We start from the raw sequence: 17,332 nt of genomic DNA, 5'->3' as shown, positions 1-17,332 counted from the left end.
TCGGCTGACGAGCGAGGGCCCGCCGGAGAGCGGAGCCGACACACCGGGCCCGGGGGGGGCGCGCGGGGGCCCCCCCCCGCCCCCGTGTGTCACTGGGCCCGCTCCCTGTCGTTCAGGTGCTGTCCGTCGCCCGCCGGGCCGAACGGATCGCCGCCGAGGCCCGTGCTCCTCGACGGATCGGGTGAGGCGGGCGGCGACTGGCTGGACGACGGCGGGGACGTGCTCGGACTGGCCGGCGGACTGGCCGGGGTCAGGCTGGGCGGCGGGCTGCTCGACGACTGGGACCGCGACGGCGGCGGGCTGCTCACCGACGGGGACGCCGACCGGCTCGGCGACCGGTCGGCCGAGGGGGTCGTGGACGGCTGGACGGCCACGCCCTGCGTGGTGTCCAGGTCGAACCTGGCGGTCTGGTCCATCACGCCGAAGGTGTACGCCGCCCAGATCTGCGCCGGATAGCCGCCGCCGTTGACGCGCGGCACACCGCCCGCTCCGTACAGCGGGACGTGCTTGCCGCTCTCGCCCACGGACTCGCCGAACAGGCCGACCGAGGTGACCAGGCCGGGCGTGTATCCGGTGAACCAGGCCGACCGGTTCTTGTCGGAGGTGCCCGTCTTGCCCGCGACCTGCTGGCCGTCGCGCAGCGGGTTGTCCGCCACCGACTTCTTGGCCGTGCCGTCGTCGACCACGCCCGTCAGCACCGAGGTGACCGTGTCGGCGGCCTCTCGGGTGATGACCTGGCCGCCGATCGGGTCGGCCATCTCGACCGTGCCCCGGCTCTGCTGCTCGGCCTTGGCGACGATGGTCGGGGTGACCTTCTTGCCGTGGTTGTCGAAGGTGGCGTAGATGCCGGCCATCTCCAGCGGGCTGGCGCCCATGGAGCCGAGCGTCTGGGCCGGGACCGCCTGCATGCCCTTGGTGTCCATGCCGAGCTCGCCGGCGACGCTCATCACCTTCTCCATGCCCACGTCGATGCCCATCTGGGCGAAGACGGAGTTCACGGACTGGTTCATCGCCGTCTGCACGGTGACGGGGCCGTAGTTCTGGTCGTCCTCGTTGGGCGGGCCGAAGCCGACCTTCCTGCCGTGGTCCACGGCCTGCCGGCCGCTGGTGCCGTCGTAGACGGTGTTCGCCGTGATCGGCCGGCCGTCCTGGGTCCTGGCGTCGCCGTCGACGGCCGCGGCGAGGATGACCGGCTTGAAGGTGGAGGCCGGCTGGTAGTCCCGCCGGGTGGCGTTGTCGTAGTAGTGCTTGAAGTAGTCCACGCCCCCGTACAGGGCGAGGATCCGCCCCGTTCTCGGGTCGACGGAGACGGCGCCGGCCTGGACGTCCGCGTCCACCTCGCGCTTCTTCGGGTCGAGCTTGGCGGTCAGCTGTTCCTTGACCGCGCGCTCCAGCGCGGCCTGCTTCTTCTTGTCGATGTTCAGGGTGATGGTCCAGCCCTGGTCCTCGACGGCCCGCTCCGCCTCGGACTGGGTGAGGCCCTGGTCCTTCATCAGCTGCTGTTCGAGCTGGGTGTTGGCGAGGGCGATCAGGTAGCCCTTCTGGCCCTCCTGCCCGGGGGTGCCCCTCGGGTCCTTCGGAACCGGGAACTTCATCGTCCGCCGCTTGCCCGCGTCCAGCCAGTGCTGCTCGACCATCTTGTCCAGCACGTAGTTCCAGCGGGCCTTGGCGAGCCGCTTGCCGTTCTCGCCGGCGACCGCCCAGTCGTACTGGCTGGGCGCCTGCATCAGGGCGGCGAGGTAGGCGCCCTGCTCGACCGTCAGGTCCTGAGCGTCGACGCGGTAGTAGGCCTGCGCGGCGGCCTGGATGCCGTAGGCGCCGCGGCCGTAGTAGCTGGTGTTGATGTAGCCGGCGAGGATCTCGTCCTTGGACTTCTTCTGGTCCACCTTCAGCGAGATGACCAGTTCCTTCAGCTTGCGCGAGACGGTCTGGTCCTGGTTGAGGTAGAAGTTCTTGACGTACTGCTGGGTGATCGTCGAGCCGCCCTGGGTGCCCTTTCCGGACAGCGTGTTGAGCAGGCCGCGGGCCGTTCCCTTCAGGTCGACGCCGGAGTCGTGGTAGAAGGTCTTGTTCTCGGCCGCGACGAAGCAGTGCTGGACGGCCTGGGGCACCTTGTCCAGGGAGACGCTCTCCCGGTTGACCTTGCCGTCGCGCGCCAGGACCGAGCCGTCGCTGTACTTGTAGACGTTGCTCTGGCGCTGCGCGTCGGCGTTGCCCTCGGGTATGTCCACCACCATGTAGAGCACGACGAAGGCGCCGAGGCCGAGCAGGCACACGCCGAGGAACGTGCCGAGGATCTTCTTCCAGGTGAACAGCCGGCGTATGCCGGACTTCCCGGGCCGCCCCGGCTTCCCCGCCCCGCCGGGCCGCGCCGCCCGGCGGGCCGCGGCCCGGGGGCCGGGAACCGGACCCGCGGACCCGACGGCGGCCGTCGTCCCGGACGAGGTCCTGGGCACCGCGCGGCGGCCACCGCGCTGTCGCGCTCGTCTCTCTTCCGCTCGTCCCATTCGCCCGTTCGCTCCGCTTCCGTCTCGGCTGTCGCCTACGTGCAGGTCAGCTCAGAAAGCTAACACCGGCCTCTGTGACAAAAGCCCCGCGATTCACTGAGCACGCGTCCGGCGGAACCGGCATTCCGGATCACGCCCGGGCTTGCCAGACGCTCATAAAGTGATATCACTTAGTGAGCATCAGCCAGAGCGGCCGGACCCACGCGGCCGGCCGCCAGACGTACGGGAACGTACGAGAACGGGGGATCTCCCATGCCCGCACAGGACGCCTCACCCGCCACCCGCGCACCCGGCGCGGCCGACGTGCCCGACATGCCCGCGCCCCAGGTGCGCGAGGTCCCGGCGCACAGCATCAAGGGCGGCCTCGCGCTGCTGCTCGGGCTGCTCGGCCTGCTGGCCGCGGTGGCGCTGATCGTGGGCGGCGCGGCCGTCACCGCGACCGGCGTCAAGGCCGCACTGATCGTCGTCGGCGTCGTGACCGGCGTCGCCGCGCTGTTCGCCATGTGCGGGCTGAACATGGTGGCGCCGGGCGAGGCGCGGGTCGTCCAGCTCTTCGGCCGCTACCGGGGCACGATCCGCGAGGACGGCCTGCGCTGGGTCAACCCGCTGACCTCCCGGGAGAAGATCTCCACCCGGGTCCGCAACCACGAGACCGCCGTCCTGAAGGTCAACGACGCCTACGGCAACCCGATCGAACTGGCCGCGGTCGTGGTGTGGAAGGTCCGGGACACCGCGCAGGCCTCCTTCGAGGTGGACAACTACCTGGAGTTCGTCTCCACCCAGACCGAGGCGGCCGTACGGCACATCGCCATCGAGTACCCCTACGACGCCCACGAGGAGACCGGCCTGTCGCTGCGCGGCAACGCCGAGGAGATCACCGAGAAGCTCGCCCTCGAACTGCACGCGCGCGTGGAGGCGGCCGGTGTCCAGATCATCGAGTCGCGCTTCACCCACCTCGCCTACGCACCCGAGATCGCCTCGGCGATGCTCCAGCGGCAGCAGGCGGGCGCGGTCGTCGCCGCCCGGCGCGAGATCGTGGACGGAGCCGTCGGCATGGTGGAGACGGCGCTCGCCCGGATCGCCGAGCGGGACATCGTGGAGCTCGACGACGAACGGAAGGCGGCGATGGTGTCGAACCTGATGGTGGTGCTGTGCGGGGACCGGGCGCCGCAGCCGATCCTCAACACCGGGACGCTCTACCAGTGACCGCACCCGAGGAGGGCACGCCTCCCAGGCGCCGGCCGCGGCAGCGCAAGCAGGTGCTGCTGCGGCTGGACCCGTCGGTCCACGACGCGCTGGCGCGCTGGGCGGCGGACGAACTGCGCTCGGCCAACGCCCAGATCGAGTTCCTGCTGCGCCGCGCCCTCGCGGAGGCCGGCCGCCTCCCGGGGGAGGCGGGCCCGCTCCCCCGCCGGGGCCGCCCGCCCCGCACACCCCCTACCGCGCCGGAGTGACCTGGGGCGGGGCCGGGGCCTCGGGGCCAGGGGTTACGAGGCCTGGGCTTGTGGGCGAGGGTTCCGGAGCCAGAACCTCGGGGCCAGGGATCGAAGCCGGGGCCCCGGGGCCGGCAGGCGGCCCGTGGGGGCCGCGCCCGGTGGCCACGATCGGCGGATCCGCCGTACGCCACCGACGGGAAACCGCAGTCGGACCGCAGGTCGGACCGGGTCTCCACAAGGCGGGCCCCCGCCCCCGCCGGCCCGGCCCGCACCGGTAGCAGAACCGTGACAATCGCCTCCCACCTGCGCTTCCGCACCCCTCGCCACCGACTACACACCCCGCGTATACACGGCACGTATACACGGTGTGTAGAGTCGGGTCATGTCCATCGGTCACACCCTCCTGGGGCTCCTGGAGTCCGGGCCGCGTCACGGCTACGACCTGAAGCGGGCCTTCGACGAGAAGTTCGGTCACGACCGGCCGCTGCACTACGGCCAGGTCTACTCGACGATGTCCCGGCTGCTGAAGAACGGCCTGGTCGAAGTCGACGGCATCGAGGCCGGCGACGGTCCCGAGCGCAAGCGCTACGCGATCACCCAGGCCGGCATCACCGACGTGGAGCGCTGGCTGGCCACGCCGGAGAAGCCCGAGCCGTATCTCCAGTCGACCCTCTACACGAAGGTCGTCCTCGCGCTGCTCACCCGTCGCGACGCCGCCGACATCCTCGACACCCAGCGCTCCGAGCACCTGCGCGGCATGCGGATCCTGACCGACCGCAAGCGCAAGGGCGACCTCGCGGACCAGCTGATCTGCGATCACGCCCTCTTCCACCTGGAGGCCGACCTGCGGTGGCTGGAACTGACCGCCGCGCGCCTCGACAAGCTCCGTGAGGCGGTGGCCCGATGACTCCTCCCCCCGGCTCCCTGCTGGCCGCCGAGAACCTGCACAAGGCCTACGGCCCGACCACCGCGCTGGACGGCGCCGAGTTCTCCATCCACCCCGGCGAGGTCGTCGCCGTGATGGGACCCTCCGGCTCCGGCAAGTCCACGCTGCTGCACTGCCTCGCCGGCATCGTCACCCCGGACTCCGGGTCGATCACCTACGACGGCCGCGAGCTGTCCACCATGTCCGATGCCCAGCGCAGCGCGCTGCGCCGCTCGGAGTTCGGGTTCGTCTTCCAGTTCGGCCAGCTCGTGCCCGAACTGACCTGCGTGGAGAACGTGGCGCTGCCGCTGCGGCTGAACGGCACCTCCCGCAAGGAGGCCGAGCGGGCCGCGGTCGCCTGGATGGCCCGGCTGGAGGTGGACGACCTGGCCAAGAAGCGGCCGGGTGAGGTCTCCGGCGGCCAGGGCCAGCGGGTCGCGGTCGCCCGGTCGCTGGTCACCGGGCCCCGGGTGCTGTTCGCCGACGAGCCGACCGGCGCGCTCGACTCCCTCAACGGCGAGCGCGTGATGGAACTGCTCACCGAGGCCGCCCGGTCCGCGAACGCCGCCGTCGTGCTCGTCACGCACGAGGCGCGGGTCGCCGCCTACTCCGACCGGGAGATCGTCGTACGGGACGGCAGGTCGCGGGACATGGAGCGGCTCGTATGAATCTGAGCCAATGGGCCGCCGATCTGCGTCTGGGCGCCAAGTTCGCCTTCACCGGCGGGCGCGAGGGCTGGACCCGGGTGCTGCTGACGGCCGTCGGCGTCGGGCTCGGCGTGGCGCTGCTGCTGCTGACGACCGCGATACCGAGCGCGCTGGCGGTACGCCACCAGCGCGACGAGGACCGTACCGACTACACGTACAGCCAGAAGGTCGAGCCCAAGGCCGACGACACCCTCGTGATCTCCGACATCGACACGTCGTACGGCGACAAGGAGATCCGCGGGCGGCTGGTGGAGCCCGAGGGGCCGCGCGCGCCGCTCGCCCCGGGCCTGACGAAGTACCCCGCGCCGGGCGACATGGTGGTCTCCCCCGCGCTGAAGAAGCTGCTGGACTCGGGCGACGGCGGGCTGCTGCGCGAGCGGCTGCCGTACCGGGTGGTCGGGACGATCGGCGAGAGCGGGCTCATCGGCTCACAGGAACTGGCCTACTACGCCGGCGCGACGGACCTGGCACGGCACATCAACGGCTGGCAGACGGCGCGGATCAGCGAGTACGGCAGCCCGAACCGCGCCCCGGCCAGGTCGGACCCGGTGCTGATCCTGCTGGTGCTGGTGGTGTTCGTGGTGCTGCTGATGCCGGTGGCCGTGTTCATCACGGCGGCCGTGCGCTTCGGCGGCGAGCAGCGCGACCGGCGGCTGGCCGCGCTGCGGCTGGTCGGCTCCGACAGCCGGATGACCCGCCGGATCGCGGCGGGCGAGGCGCTGGCGGGCTCGGTGCTCGGACTGGTCTTCGGCACGGTCTTCTTCCTGATCGGCCGGGAGGCGGCCGGTTCGCTGGAGATCCTCGACATCAGCGTCTTCCCGAGCTATCTCAACCCGACGCCCGCGCTGGCCGCGCTGGTGGCCGTGGCCGTCCCGGCGGCCGCGGTGCTGGTGACCCTGCTCGCGCTGCGCGGAGTGGTCATCGAGCCGCTCGGAGTGGTCCGCACCGCCCGGCCCGCGCGGCGGCGCCTGTGGTGGCGGCTGCTGCTGCCGGTGGCCGGCCTGGCGATGCTCTACCCGATGATCGGCAAGGGGCGCTCGGACGGGAACTTCAACCAGTACCTGGTGTCCGGCGGCGTCATCCTGCTGCTGATCGGCGTCACCGCGCTGCTGCCGTGGATCGTGGAGGCGGTCGTCGCCCGGATGGGCCACGGTCCCGTCGCCTGGCAACTGGCCGTCCGTCGACTCCAGTTGAGCAGCGGCACGGCGGCCCGCATGGTGAACGGCATCGCGGTCGCGGTGGCCGGCGCGATCGCCCTGCAGATGCTCTTCGCGGGCGTCGAGGGCGAGTACACCAAGGAGTCGAAGAACGACCTCGGCCGGGCCCAGATCCAGGTCCAGCTCTCACGTGGGACCGATGCCGACGACGCCGTCGCGAAGTTCCGGGCGACCCGGGGCGTGCGCAAGGCCGTCGCGCTGGCCTCCGGCAGCTTCGGCGACACCGGCCGGAAGTCGTCCGACGGCCCCCAGCTCAACTCCGAGGTGACCATCGGCGACTGCGCGGCGCTGCGCGAGGTGGCGACCCTCCCCTCCTGCCACGACGGTGACGCCTTCGTCGTCCAGGGCGTCGAGTACGACACGGACACCCCGACCCTGGCGAAGCCCGGCAGGACGCTGTACCTGGACACCTCCCGGGGGATGGACGACGGCCCCGAGGTGCGGTGGACGGTGCCGCGCGGCCTCGTCAAGGTCGGCCCGGGCAAGGACCCCAGCGGCGTGGAGCACGGCGGCTTCCTGCTGACGCGCGGCGCGGTGCCCGCGGCGGCCGGGCAGCCCGTCGCACAGGTCTTCGTCTCGATCGACGACGGCGTACCGGACGTCCGCGAGCACGTGCGCAACACGGCGGCGGCCGTGGACCGGTTCGCCGACGTGATGGTCTGGACGCGCACGGAGGAGTCCAAGAAGTTCGCCTCCATCCGCACCGGGCTGCTGGTCGGCGCCTGCTGTGTGCTGGCGCTGATCGGGGCGAGCCTGCTGGTGTCGCAACTGGAGCAGTTGCGCGAGCGCAGGAAGCTGCTGTCGGCGCTGGTCGCCTTCGGCACCCGGCGGCGCACCCTGAGCCTGTCGGTGCTGTGGCAGACCGCCATCCCGGTGGCGCTGGGCCTGCTGCTGGCGGCGGCCGTGGGTCTGACGCTGGGGGCGGTGCTGCTGAAGATGACGAGCACGGGCGTCGCCGTGGACTGGGCGAGCGTGCTGACGATGACGGGCATCGGCGCGGGCGTCGTCCTCGTGGTGACGCTGCTGAGTCTGCCGCCGCTGCTGCGGCTGATGCGGCCGGAGGGGCTGCGCACGGAGTAGCCGGCCCACCCGCGGCGTCCGCCGAGGCCCCTCCCCCTCCCGGGAGGGGCCTCTTCCGCGCCTCGTCCGTGTCCGCTCCGCGGGGGGATCCTCAGGCGGCCGGGTCCAGGACCCGTACGGGCAGGGCCCGCAGGTCCGTGCGCAGGGCGGCGGCCAGTTCCCGGTACTCGGCGCCGCGCGCCGCGCCGCCGCGCATGGCGAGGGCGACCCGGCGGGAGGGAGCGGGGTCGGCGAAGTAGCCGGTCAGCAGCTGGCTGCTGCGGGAGATCTCGACCTTGAGGGCGGTGCGCGGCAGCAGCGTGCAGCCGAGCCCGCCGGCGACGAGCTGGACCAGGGTGGACAGGCCGGCGGCGGTCGTGGTGACCGGGGCGTCCTCGCGGCCGGCCTCCCGGCAGATGTCGAGGGCCTGGTCGCGCAGGCAGTGGCCCTCGTCCAGGAGGAGCAGGTTCAGCTCCTTGAGCGCCTCGCGGGGTATGCCCTCCCGGCCGCCGAGGCCGTGGTCGAGCGGGGTGACCAGGACGAAGTCCTCGTCGAACAGGGGCAGTTCCACAACCCCGGGAACGCCCAGCGGCACGGCCAGGAGCAGCAGGTCGAGCCGGCCGCCGGCCAGTCCGTCCAGCAGGCTGGCGGTCTGTTCCTCGTGGACCTGGAGGTCGAGGTCGGGGTAGCGGCCGTGGACCAGGCGCAGGACGGTGGGCAGCAGGTAGGGGGCGACGGTGGGGATGACGCCCAGTCGCAGTACGCCGGTGAAGGGCGCCCGGACCGCCTCGGCCTCCTCCATCAGCGCGCCGACCTCCTCGAGCACCGCCCTGGCCCGGACGGCGAGGCGCTCACCCGCGGAGGAGAGCAGCACCTTGCGCGTCGTACGCTCCACCAGGGTGACACCGAGTGTCTCCTCCAGGGCCGAGACGGCGCCGGAGAGGGCCGGCTGGCTCATGCCGATGTCGGCGGCGGCGTCCCTGAAGTGCAGGTGCTCGGCGACGGCCGAGAAGGCGCGTAGCTGCGACAGGCTGGGCAGGTGCTTGCGCCTGCCGACGTTACCGACGCTCACTGATAACTACCTCCGATCAACACGACCGAGTGTAGCTATTTCCGTAATCAATGCACCCTGTGCCAACATCGGGAAGGTCCAACCCATGGGAAACACGGGCAAAGCCGGTGTTTCTTCGCTGCAAGGAGAGCGTGTGCTCACTGTCGGTGACAAGTTCCCCGAGTTCGAACTGACCGCCTGCGTCTCGCTGGAGAAGGGCAAGGAGTTCGAGCAGATCCACCACAAGTCCTACGAGGGCAAGTGGCTGGTGGTCTTCGCCTGGCCCAAGGACTTCACCTTCGTCTGCCCGACCGAGATCGCCGCGTTCGGGAAGCTGAACGACGAGTTCGCCGACCGCGACGCCCAGATCCTGGGCTTCTCGGGTGACTCCGAGTTCGTGCACCACGCCTGGCGCAAGGACCACCCGGACCTGACCGACCTGCCGTTCCCGATGATGGCCGACTCCAAGCACGAGCTGATGCGCGAGCTGGGCATCGAGGGCGAGGACGGCTTCGCGCAGCGCGCCGTCTTCGTCGTGGACCCGAACCACGAGATCCAGTTCACGATGGTCACCGCGGGTTCCGTCGGCCGTAACCCGAAGGAGGTCCTGCGGGTCCTGGACGCCCTGCAGACCGACGAGCTGTGCCCGTGCAACTGGAGCAAGGGCGACGAGACGCTGGACCCGGTCGCGCTGCTGGCCGGTGAGTGAGGCATGTCCCTCGACTCCCTGAAGTCCGCCGTCCCGGACTACGCCAAGGACCTGAAGCTCAACCTGGGCTCGGTCATCGGCAACAGCGACCTGCCGGCGCAGCAGCTGTGGGGCACCGTGCTGGCCACGGCCATCGCGTCGCGCTCGCCGATCGTCCTGCGTGAGCTGGAGCCGGAGGCGAAGGCGAACCTCACGCCCGAGGCGTACACGGCGGCCAAGTCCGCCGCCGCCATCATGGCGATGAACAACGTCTTCTACCGCACCCGGCACCTGCTGTCGGACCACGAGTACGGCACCCTGCGCGCCGGTCTGCGGATGAACGTCATCGGCAACCCCGGTGTCGACAAGACCGACTTCGAGCTGTGGTCCTTCGCGGTCTCGGCCATCAACGGCTGCGGCATGTGCCTGGACTCGCACGAGCAGGTCCTGCGCAAGGCCGGTGTCGAGCGCGAGACCGTCCAGGAGGCATTCAAGATCGCCTCGGTCGTCCAGGCCGTCGGCGTGACCCTGGAGGCGGAAGCCGTCCTCGCCGAGTGACCTCGCACCGACGCACGAAGGCCCCCACCCGTTCCAGGGTGGGGGCCTTCGTCGTCCGTACGTGGCGCTGAGGAGCCGGCCGCCCAGCCGCGGGGCGACGGCCCCGGAGTCACCGCCGCCGTCGTCGGGGCCGTGCTCCCGGACGGCCCGGGGGACGCGGTCGCCCGGGCGCCAAGAGCGGCGCATCCCGTCGTCCGGCGCTGCGGCGCGCTACTGGTCCGGCCCGGACTCCGGCGGCGTGTCGGACGGGGTGCCGGGCGAGGTGCTCCCGGTCGCCTGCGTCTGCGTCGGTGTCTGTGACTGTGTCGTCGGTGTCTGTGTCGTCGGTGTCTGTGTCCGCTCGGCGGTCACCGCGCTCAGCGCCGTGGCGCCGCCCTGGGCCTGCCGGGCCTGCCGGGTCGCCGCCTCCTCGGCGTAGCCGCGCAGATAGCCGACCACCGTGTTGGTCACCGCGACCAGCGGCACCGCCACCACGGCGCCGCCGATCCCCGCGATCATGCCGCCGGCCGCGACGGACAGGACCACCGCCAGCGGGTGGACGCGCACCGCGCGCCCCAGGATGAACGGCTGCAGCACATGCCCCTCGATCTGCTGCACCGCGAGCACCACCACCAGCACCATCACCGCCGTGAACACGCCCTGGGTGACCAGCGCGACGACCACCGCCAGCGCACCCGACACCACCGCGCCCACCAGCGGGACGAACGCGAACAGGAAGATGAACACGGCCAGCGGGACCGCCATCGGCACGTTCAGGAAGTAGATGCCGAGGCCGATGAAGATGGCGTCGATCAGCGCCACGATCACCGTGCCCCGCACATACGCCGTCAGCGTGCGCCAGGCGCGCGGGCCTGCGCCGGCCACGCCCGGCCGGGCCGCCGCGGGCACCAGCTTGAGCGTCCACTCCCAGATGCGCCGGCCGTCGTAGAGGAGGAACAGCGTCGAGAACATCGTCAGCAGAATCCCGGTCAGCGCCTCCACCACGACCGTCACGCCCTCCAGGCCGGCGGACGTTATCTGGTCGGTGTTGGCGCCGATCGCCTCGCGCAGGTTCTTCGCGATCTGGTTGATCTGCTTGTCGGTGACGTGGAAGGGGCTGTTCAGCAGCCACTTGCGCAGCTCGTCGATGCCGTCCTGGATCTGGGTGGAGAGCGTGTCGATGTTCTCCATGACCTGCCACGTCACGAACCACCCGATCAGGCCCATGATGACGAAGCCGAGGATCGCGGTGAGCGCGGTGGCCGGACCGCGGGGCAGCCCGTACCGTCTCAGCCGCGCCACCGTCGGCTGCATCAGGGCGGTGATGAGCAGCGCGGCCACGAACGCGAGGACCACCAGCTGGACGGCGCTGATGACCCGCATCAGCACCCAGACGGTGCCGGCCAGGATCAGCACCCGCCAGCCGGCCTCCGCGGCCACCCGCACACCCCAGGGCACCGCCTGGGCCGGATCGGGGCGGGCCGGCACGACGGTCACGTGGTCGGGCAGCGGCGTGGTGTCCACGGCCGGTCCGGGTTCGGGAACGGAGTGCTCCTTCTCCACCTCGGCGCGACGCTCGTCCAACCGCTCACCCATCTCGGTCAGCCCGGCGCCGAGCCTGCCGATCCACCGTGGAACTCGCGACATGATCCGTCCTCTTCCCCCGTCCGTCCCCACCACTCCCCCCTGGAGTCGTTCCGTCAGACGCTACATGGCAAAAGCCCCTCCCCCTAGGACGGGGAGGGGCTGTGCGGGGTTGAGAGCCACGGGCGAACCGTGACCGGCCCGTGCCGGACGGGCTCAGTACCAGTGGTTCGCCGCCCAGAACGACCAGGCCTCGCACGGGCTGCCGTACCGGCCGTTCATGTAGCTGAGGCCCCACTTGATCTGGGTGGCCGGGTTGCTCTGCCAGTCGGCGCCGGCCGAGGCGTACTTGCCGGCCGGGAGCGCCTGGAAGAGGCCGTAGGCGCCGGAGGAGGCGTTGACCGCGTGGTAGTTCCAGCTGGACTCGTGGTTCACGATGTTGCTGAAGCACTGGAACTGGCCGCTCGGCACCATCTGACGTGCCATCGCCTGGATCTGCGCCACGGAGTACGAGCTCTGGACGGCGAAGCTGGAGGAGTCGCGGGTCGCGCTGCGGCTGGCCGCCTCCTTGAGCTCCGCCCGCTCCTTGGCCTCCTTGGCCGCCTTCTCGGCATCCGCCTTCTTGGCGATCGCGGTCTCGGCGGCGGCCTTGCGGGCCGCCTCCTCGGCGGCCTTCTTGGCGCTCGCGTCGGCGGCGATGGCCTGCGCGTCGGCCTGCTGGGCGAGAGATGCGGTCTGCACCTGCGCCTGCTGACCGGCGGGGATGTCCGACAGAAGCGTCGCGTCGGCTGCCGGCGCCGCTTCGGCGTCGTTGTTCTGGGCGACACTGCCCGAGGCAACGCCCACGACGCTACCGACAGCGGTGACCGCGGTGGCGGAGGCCACTGCGAATCCCCGGACCGAGATCCGGCTCACACGGGTTCCTTCCAGCATCGCCCGCTTCGGTGACCCTGGCGGACGCAATCGTGCCCCTGGCACTGGCCTCCCAACTGCGGGTCACGGAGGCGACGGGCCCGGTGGGCAACTCCCCTGGAGGAAGTGCCGCGTGGTGCTCGGGCGGCATACGACGACGCTATGGAGTTGAGTGCTTCAAGAGGCGCTGTACCGCTGGGGGTACGGCTGTGTCGTATGCGGGGCCTGACAGGACTGAGACTCTGCCGTAACCCAACGCGGGTAGGCAATTCTGAGTTGCGTGTGAAAGCTCACATCTCGTTTGGCCTACGGGATTCCGTGAAACACCCGCACACGACAACGCCGCCGGGCTAGGCTCTCGGCCTTTGCCCGGCGGCGTCGACTGCCCGCATCCACCCCAAGTGGAGCGTAATCGGTCAGATATGACCGTCCTCCAGCATTTCGGTGACAAGGGCGGCGATCTGGGACCTCTCGGACCGGTTCAGCGTGACGTGCGCGAAGAGCGGATGCCCCTTCAGTTTCTCCACCACGGCGACCACACCGTCGTAGCGGCCGACCCGCAGGTTGTCCCGCTGCGCCACGTCATGGGTCAGGACGACCCGCGAGTTGGCGCCGATCCGGGACAGCACGGTCAGCAGGACGTTGCGCTCCAGGGACTGGGCCTCGTCCACGATGACGAACGCGTCGTGCAGCGACCGGCCCCTGATGTGGGTGAGCGGCAGCACCTCCAGCATCCCGCGCGCGGTGACCTCCTCGATGACCTCGCGCGAGGTGACCGCCGACAGCGTGTCGAAGACGGCCTGCGCCCACGGGCTCATCTTCTCCGCCTCGGAGCCGGGCAGATAGCCGAGCTCCTGCCCGCCCACCGCGTACAGCGGCCGGAACACCATCACCTTCTGGTGCTGACGGCGCTCCAGCACCGCCTCCAGGCCCGCGCACAGCGCCAGCGCCGACTTGCCGGTGCCGGCCCGGCCGCCCATCGACACGATTCCGACGTCCGGGTCGAGCAGCAGGTCGAGCGCGATGCGCTGCTCGGCGCTGCGGCCCTTGATGCCGAACGCCTCCCGGTCGCCGCGCACCAGGCGCACGTTGCCCTCGGGCGTGACGCGGCCCAGTGCCCTGCCGCGCTCCGACTGGATCGTCAGCCCCGTGTGCACGGGCAGCCCGGCGGCCTCGGGGGCGTGGACGTGTCCTTCCTCGAAGAGGATGTCCACCTGCTCGCCCGGCAGGGTGAGTTCGGACATCCCGGTCCAGCCGGAGGAGTCGGTGATGGCGAGTTCGGCCCGGTACTCCTCGGCGAGGAGTCCCACGGACGACGCCTTGATCCTCAGCGGCAGGTCCTTCGAGACGACGGTGACGTCGTATCCCTCGGCCTGCAGGTTGCGGGCGACCGCGAGGATGCGGGAGTCGTTGTCCCCCAGGCGGTAGCCGGTGGGCAGCACGCTGGGGTCCGAGTGGTTGAGCTCGACCCGCATCGTCCCGCCGAGGTCCCCGATCGGGATGGGGGCGTCGAGGCGGCCGTGCCGGACCCGGTAGTCGTCCAGCAGGCGCAGCGCCTGCCGGGCGAAGTAGCCGAGTTCGGGATGGTGCCGCTTGGCCTCCAGTTCCGTGACCACGACGACGGGGAGCACGACCTCGTGCTCGTCGAAACGGGTCAGGGCGTTCGGGTCCGCCAGCAGGACACTGGTGTCGAGAACGTAGGTGCGCCGGTCTGGCTTGGGGCGCTTTGTGCTGGTCACCACGGAAGGACGTACCCCCTCGGATGAGGTCGGGGAGCGACGAGGACGAGCTGGACCGGTCGACGGCTCCGATGCACGGGCCGGCGGCCGGCCCTCCACGTCTTCGTCCGTGCTGCGACCGCACGGTCGGGCTGGTGCAAAGGGCCTCCCGGGCGGACGGCCCCGAGCCGTCCGCTGAGATCCGACACCCGTGGTTCGGGTGTCGACCTGTCTGGCTTATGCCCTCCAAAATGCGCCGCCATGCAAGTGCGGGGGGCGGCACACGGATGAACTCCATGTGAAGAGGGGTGCGTCGGGAGGGGGCGGTCGCGGGCTGGGGGCGTTGCAGGGGGGCGCGTGCGGGGTGCGTGGCGGGTCGGGGGTGCGGTCGCGCGCGGGTGCGTGGTGGGTCGGGGCCGGGGTGGGTCGGGGCCGGGGTGGGTCGGGGCCGGGGTAGTACGTCCAGCCCGCCGCACACGGACGTACGGCCCTGAGTCGGATTCGCCGGGGTCGGGAGGGACCGCAGTACGCGGCGGGCTTTGGACGTACCACCACGGCCCCTTCCGTCGTACGGCGGCCGCGGGCCGGTCCGGGGCGCAGGGGGCGGGCTCCCGTCGTGTGGCGGCTGAGGGGCGCCGGGGGTGGGTCAGCCGCCGTAGCGGCGGTGGCGGGCGGCGTAGTCGCGCAGGGCGCGCAGGAAGTCGACCTTGCGGAAGGCCGGCCAGAAGACCTCGCAGAAGTAGTACTCGGAGTGCGCGGTCTGCCAGAGCATGAATCCCGAGAGCCGCTGCTCACCGCTGGTGCGGATCACCAGGTCCGGGTCGGGCTGGGCCTTGGTGTAGAGGTGCCGGCCGATCATGTCGACGCTGACGGCGTCGGCGAGCTCCTCCATCGGCACGCCCTCGTCGTGCGCCTCGTGGATCATGGAGCGCACGGCGTCGGCGATCTCCTGCCGGCCGCCGTAGCCGATGGCGACGTTGACCAGTATTCCCCGGACCTCGGCGGTGGCCTCCTCGGCCTCCTTCAGGGCGGCCTGCATGCCCGAGGGGAGCAGGTCCTTGGTGCCCACGTGGTGCACGCGCCAGCGGCCGTCGGCGGCCAGGGAGCGCACGACGTCCTCGATGATGCCGAGGAGCGGGACCAGCTCATCCTGGGGACGGTCGAAGTTGTCCGTGGACAGCAGCCAGAGGGTGACGACCTCGACGTCCGTCTCGGAGCACCAGCCGAGGAACTCCTCGATCTTGTCCGCGCCGGCCCGGTGGCCGTGCACGGTGGTGGAGCCCGAGGCCTTCGCCCAGCGCCGGTTGCCGTCCATGATGACGCCGATGTGCTTGGGCACCTGAGCGTGGTCCAGGTGGCCTTCCACCCGGCGCGCGTACAGCCCCACCAGCAGGCCGCGCAGTTTGTCGCGCAGGTTCACGTGTTCGTCAGCCCCTCCGTGCGGGTCGGACAGGCGCGGCCGGGGGCGATCCCTGTCCGTGCGGCGGCCTCGTCCGTATGGCGGTCCCCGGGGGCGAAGCCTACCCCCGGCCCGCCCAGGCGCCCCAACGGGCGTGGGGGTGTATCAGGCGGACCCCCCGTCGCTCGTAAAAGAAACGGGCCGGTCCGTGGGGGGGAGACGGACCGGCCCGAGGGGGGGTTTCCACCATAACCCTTCGTAAGTGATGCTGCGTGCCCCGGCGCGCCACAACTACTCTCCGGAGTCGACCGGCGACGCGCCCAGGAGCCTGGAGCCTGTCATTCCATGCCCGATCATGGCCGAATCCCGGCAGATTCCAAGGGAAAGCGGTCAGAATTCGGCGAGAACCGCAGGGTTTGCGCCATCTGAGTGACGTTATGCGGGTTGGCCGGGGATCCCTCTCCCGGGCGACCCGCCCGCGAACGTCCGCTTGACGCCGGCGGCGGCCCGGAGGCGGTCCTCACGGCACGGAAGACTCTCGTCGGCCGGGGGTGCGGCGCCGCGCAGCCCCCTCCACTGCGCGATGCCGCTCGCGCCGCTTTGCTCACGCGAATTCCGTTGGTCTGAACTTACGTGAGCCGGACGGGTGACGGGAGAGGCGGACGGTAACAATGTGGAAACTGTGAGCAGCCGGGCCGTGCGGACGGGTGCTCAGCCCGGTTTGCGGGCCACGACGAGGTGGCGCGTGCTGTGTGCCACGAACGGGCCCTCGGCGGCGATCCGTTCGTGCAGCGCCCGCAACTCGGGCTCGTACGCCTCGACCGTGAAGCCGGGGACCATCCAGATCACCTTGCGCAGGAAGTGCACGACGGCCGCGATGTCGTGGAACTCCATCCGCAGCCGCTCGGCGCGCAGCTCGGTGACCTCCAGCCCGGCGGCCTCCGCGTCCGCCCGCTCCCGGTCGGGGTGCCGGGCGGCGCGGGTTTCCCCGGGCAGGGGCCCCAGGAAGTGCTCGACGAGTTCGAAGACGCTGCTCGGCCCGACGTGCTGGGCGAAGTACGTGCCCCCGGCCTCAGGACGCGAGCGATCCCGGTCCAGTCCGGGCGGACGGGGTGCCGGCTGGTCACGAGGTCGAACGCCCCGTCGGCGAACGGCAGCGGCGCGTCCGCCGGGACGGCGACGACCACCACGCCGCGGGGGCGCAGCAGTTCGGTGGCCTTGGCCACGTTGGGCGGCCAGGGTTCGGTGGCGGCGAGGAGGACGGGGACGCGCGGGGCCCGGCCGAGGGCGAAGTCCAGGACCTCGCCGCCGCCGGTGTCCACGTCGAGCGCGGCGTCCGCGCCGGCCAGCCGCTCCGCCAGCGACACGGCGTACCCCCAGGAGGGCCGCGCCTCGGTGGCACGCCCGGCGAACCAGGAGAAGTCCCACCCGTCGGTGGGGACGGCGGCCCCCTCGGCGACGAGCTCTTCGAAGGAGGCGGTGGGGGCGGTGGGGCAGGTGGGGTCGGGGTTGGTGGGGTGATGGGGGTCGCTGTGCTGGTGGTCCCCTTGCGGGTCGTCCGCAGGCGGGTGGGCTGTCGTGTCTGCCATGGG

13 protein-coding genes and 1 pseudogene are annotated in these 17,332 nt (G+C 71.4%); 7 read left to right on the top strand and 7 right to left on the bottom strand.

Features of this window, described 5'->3' with window-relative positions:
* Positions 1–89: 89 nt before the first annotated feature.
* Entirely contained in the window at positions 90–2,507 is a 2,418-nt protein-coding gene (locus ACH5A8_RS26815) for a transglycosylase domain-containing protein (RefSeq protein WP_399006091.1), read from the bottom strand.
* Between the two features lie 252 nt (positions 2,508–2,759).
* Between ACH5A8_RS26815 and ACH5A8_RS26810 the strand changes: the two genes are divergently transcribed.
* The 5 genes from ACH5A8_RS26810 (at position 2,760) to ACH5A8_RS26790 (ending at position 7,872) form a co-directional block, all read left to right on the top strand.
* A complete protein-coding gene (locus ACH5A8_RS26810) occupies positions 2,760–3,713 on the top strand; it encodes an SPFH domain-containing protein (RefSeq protein ID WP_399006089.1) in 954 nt (317 codons plus the stop codon).
* The gene (locus tag ACH5A8_RS26805; RefSeq protein WP_399006087.1) at positions 3,710–3,961 is read left to right on the top strand and encodes a hypothetical protein; all 252 of its coding nucleotides are present in this window, start codon (positions 3,710–3,712) and stop codon (positions 3,959–3,961) included. Before ACH5A8_RS26810 ends, ACH5A8_RS26805 begins: the two co-directional genes overlap by 4 nt.
* A 364-nt stretch (positions 3,962–4,325) precedes the next feature.
* Entirely contained in the window at positions 4,326–4,850 is a 525-nt protein-coding gene (locus ACH5A8_RS26800; RefSeq protein WP_399006085.1) for a PadR family transcriptional regulator, read from the top strand.
* Positions 4,847–5,536, top strand: a complete 690-nt coding sequence (locus ACH5A8_RS26795; RefSeq protein ID WP_399006083.1) for an ABC transporter ATP-binding protein — start codon at positions 4,847–4,849, stop codon at positions 5,534–5,536. The genes ACH5A8_RS26800 and ACH5A8_RS26795 overlap by 4 nt, the downstream gene beginning before the upstream one ends.
* Complete coding sequence (locus ACH5A8_RS26790) at positions 5,533–7,872, top strand: ABC transporter permease (RefSeq protein ID WP_399006081.1); 2,340 nt, start codon at positions 5,533–5,535, stop codon at positions 7,870–7,872. Before ACH5A8_RS26795 ends, ACH5A8_RS26790 begins: the two co-directional genes overlap by 4 nt.
* 91 nt (positions 7,873–7,963) lie before the next feature.
* Here ACH5A8_RS26790 and ACH5A8_RS26785 read toward each other — a convergent pair whose 3' ends face one another.
* Positions 7,964–8,923, bottom strand: a complete 960-nt coding sequence (locus ACH5A8_RS26785; protein WP_399006079.1) for a hydrogen peroxide-inducible genes activator — start codon at positions 8,921–8,923, stop codon at positions 7,964–7,966.
* A 133-nt stretch (positions 8,924–9,056) separates the two neighbouring features.
* Between ACH5A8_RS26785 and ACH5A8_RS26780 the strand changes: the two genes are divergently transcribed.
* The gene (locus ACH5A8_RS26780; RefSeq protein ID WP_399006077.1) at positions 9,057–9,611 is read left to right on the top strand and encodes a peroxiredoxin; all 555 of its coding nucleotides are present in this window, start codon (positions 9,057–9,059) and stop codon (positions 9,609–9,611) included.
* A 3-nt stretch (positions 9,612–9,614) separates the two neighbouring features.
* Positions 9,615–10,148: an alkyl hydroperoxide reductase gene (locus ACH5A8_RS26775; RefSeq protein WP_399006075.1), complete on the top strand. Its 534-nt coding sequence runs from the start codon at positions 9,615–9,617 to the stop codon at positions 10,146–10,148.
* Positions 10,149–10,358: 210 nt separating this feature from the next.
* On the opposite strand, the gene ACH5A8_RS26770 is transcribed toward ACH5A8_RS26775, so the two are convergent.
* The 5 genes and pseudogenes from ACH5A8_RS26770 to ACH5A8_RS26750 form a co-directional block, all read right to left on the bottom strand.
* Positions 10,359–11,774: an AI-2E family transporter gene (locus ACH5A8_RS26770; RefSeq protein WP_399006073.1), complete on the bottom strand. Its 1,416-nt coding sequence runs from the start codon at positions 11,772–11,774 to the stop codon at positions 10,359–10,361.
* 153 nt (positions 11,775–11,927) lie between these two features.
* Entirely contained in the window at positions 11,928–12,626 is a 699-nt protein-coding gene (locus tag ACH5A8_RS26765) for a lytic transglycosylase domain-containing protein (protein WP_399006071.1), read from the bottom strand.
* A 413-nt stretch (positions 12,627–13,039) separates the two neighbouring features.
* Complete coding sequence (locus ACH5A8_RS26760; protein WP_399006069.1) at positions 13,040–14,365, bottom strand: PhoH family protein; 1,326 nt, start codon at positions 14,363–14,365, stop codon at positions 13,040–13,042.
* Positions 14,366–14,987: 622 nt separating this feature from the next.
* A complete protein-coding gene (locus tag ACH5A8_RS26755) occupies positions 14,988–15,761 on the bottom strand; it encodes an isoprenyl transferase (RefSeq protein WP_399006068.1) in 774 nt (257 codons plus the stop codon).
* A gap of 690 nt (positions 15,762–16,451) precedes the next feature.
* Positions 16,452–17,329: pseudogene (locus ACH5A8_RS26750) on the bottom strand (class I SAM-dependent methyltransferase).
* Positions 17,330–17,332: the final 3 nt, after the last annotated feature.

It is taken from the genome of Streptomyces sp. NPDC018610 (assembly GCF_044391765.1).
Classification (GTDB): Bacteria; Actinomycetota; Actinomycetes; order Streptomycetales; family Streptomycetaceae; genus Streptomyces.
Note: the sequence above shows the minus strand (reverse complement) of the source record. Positions and strands in the feature narration are given on the sequence as shown.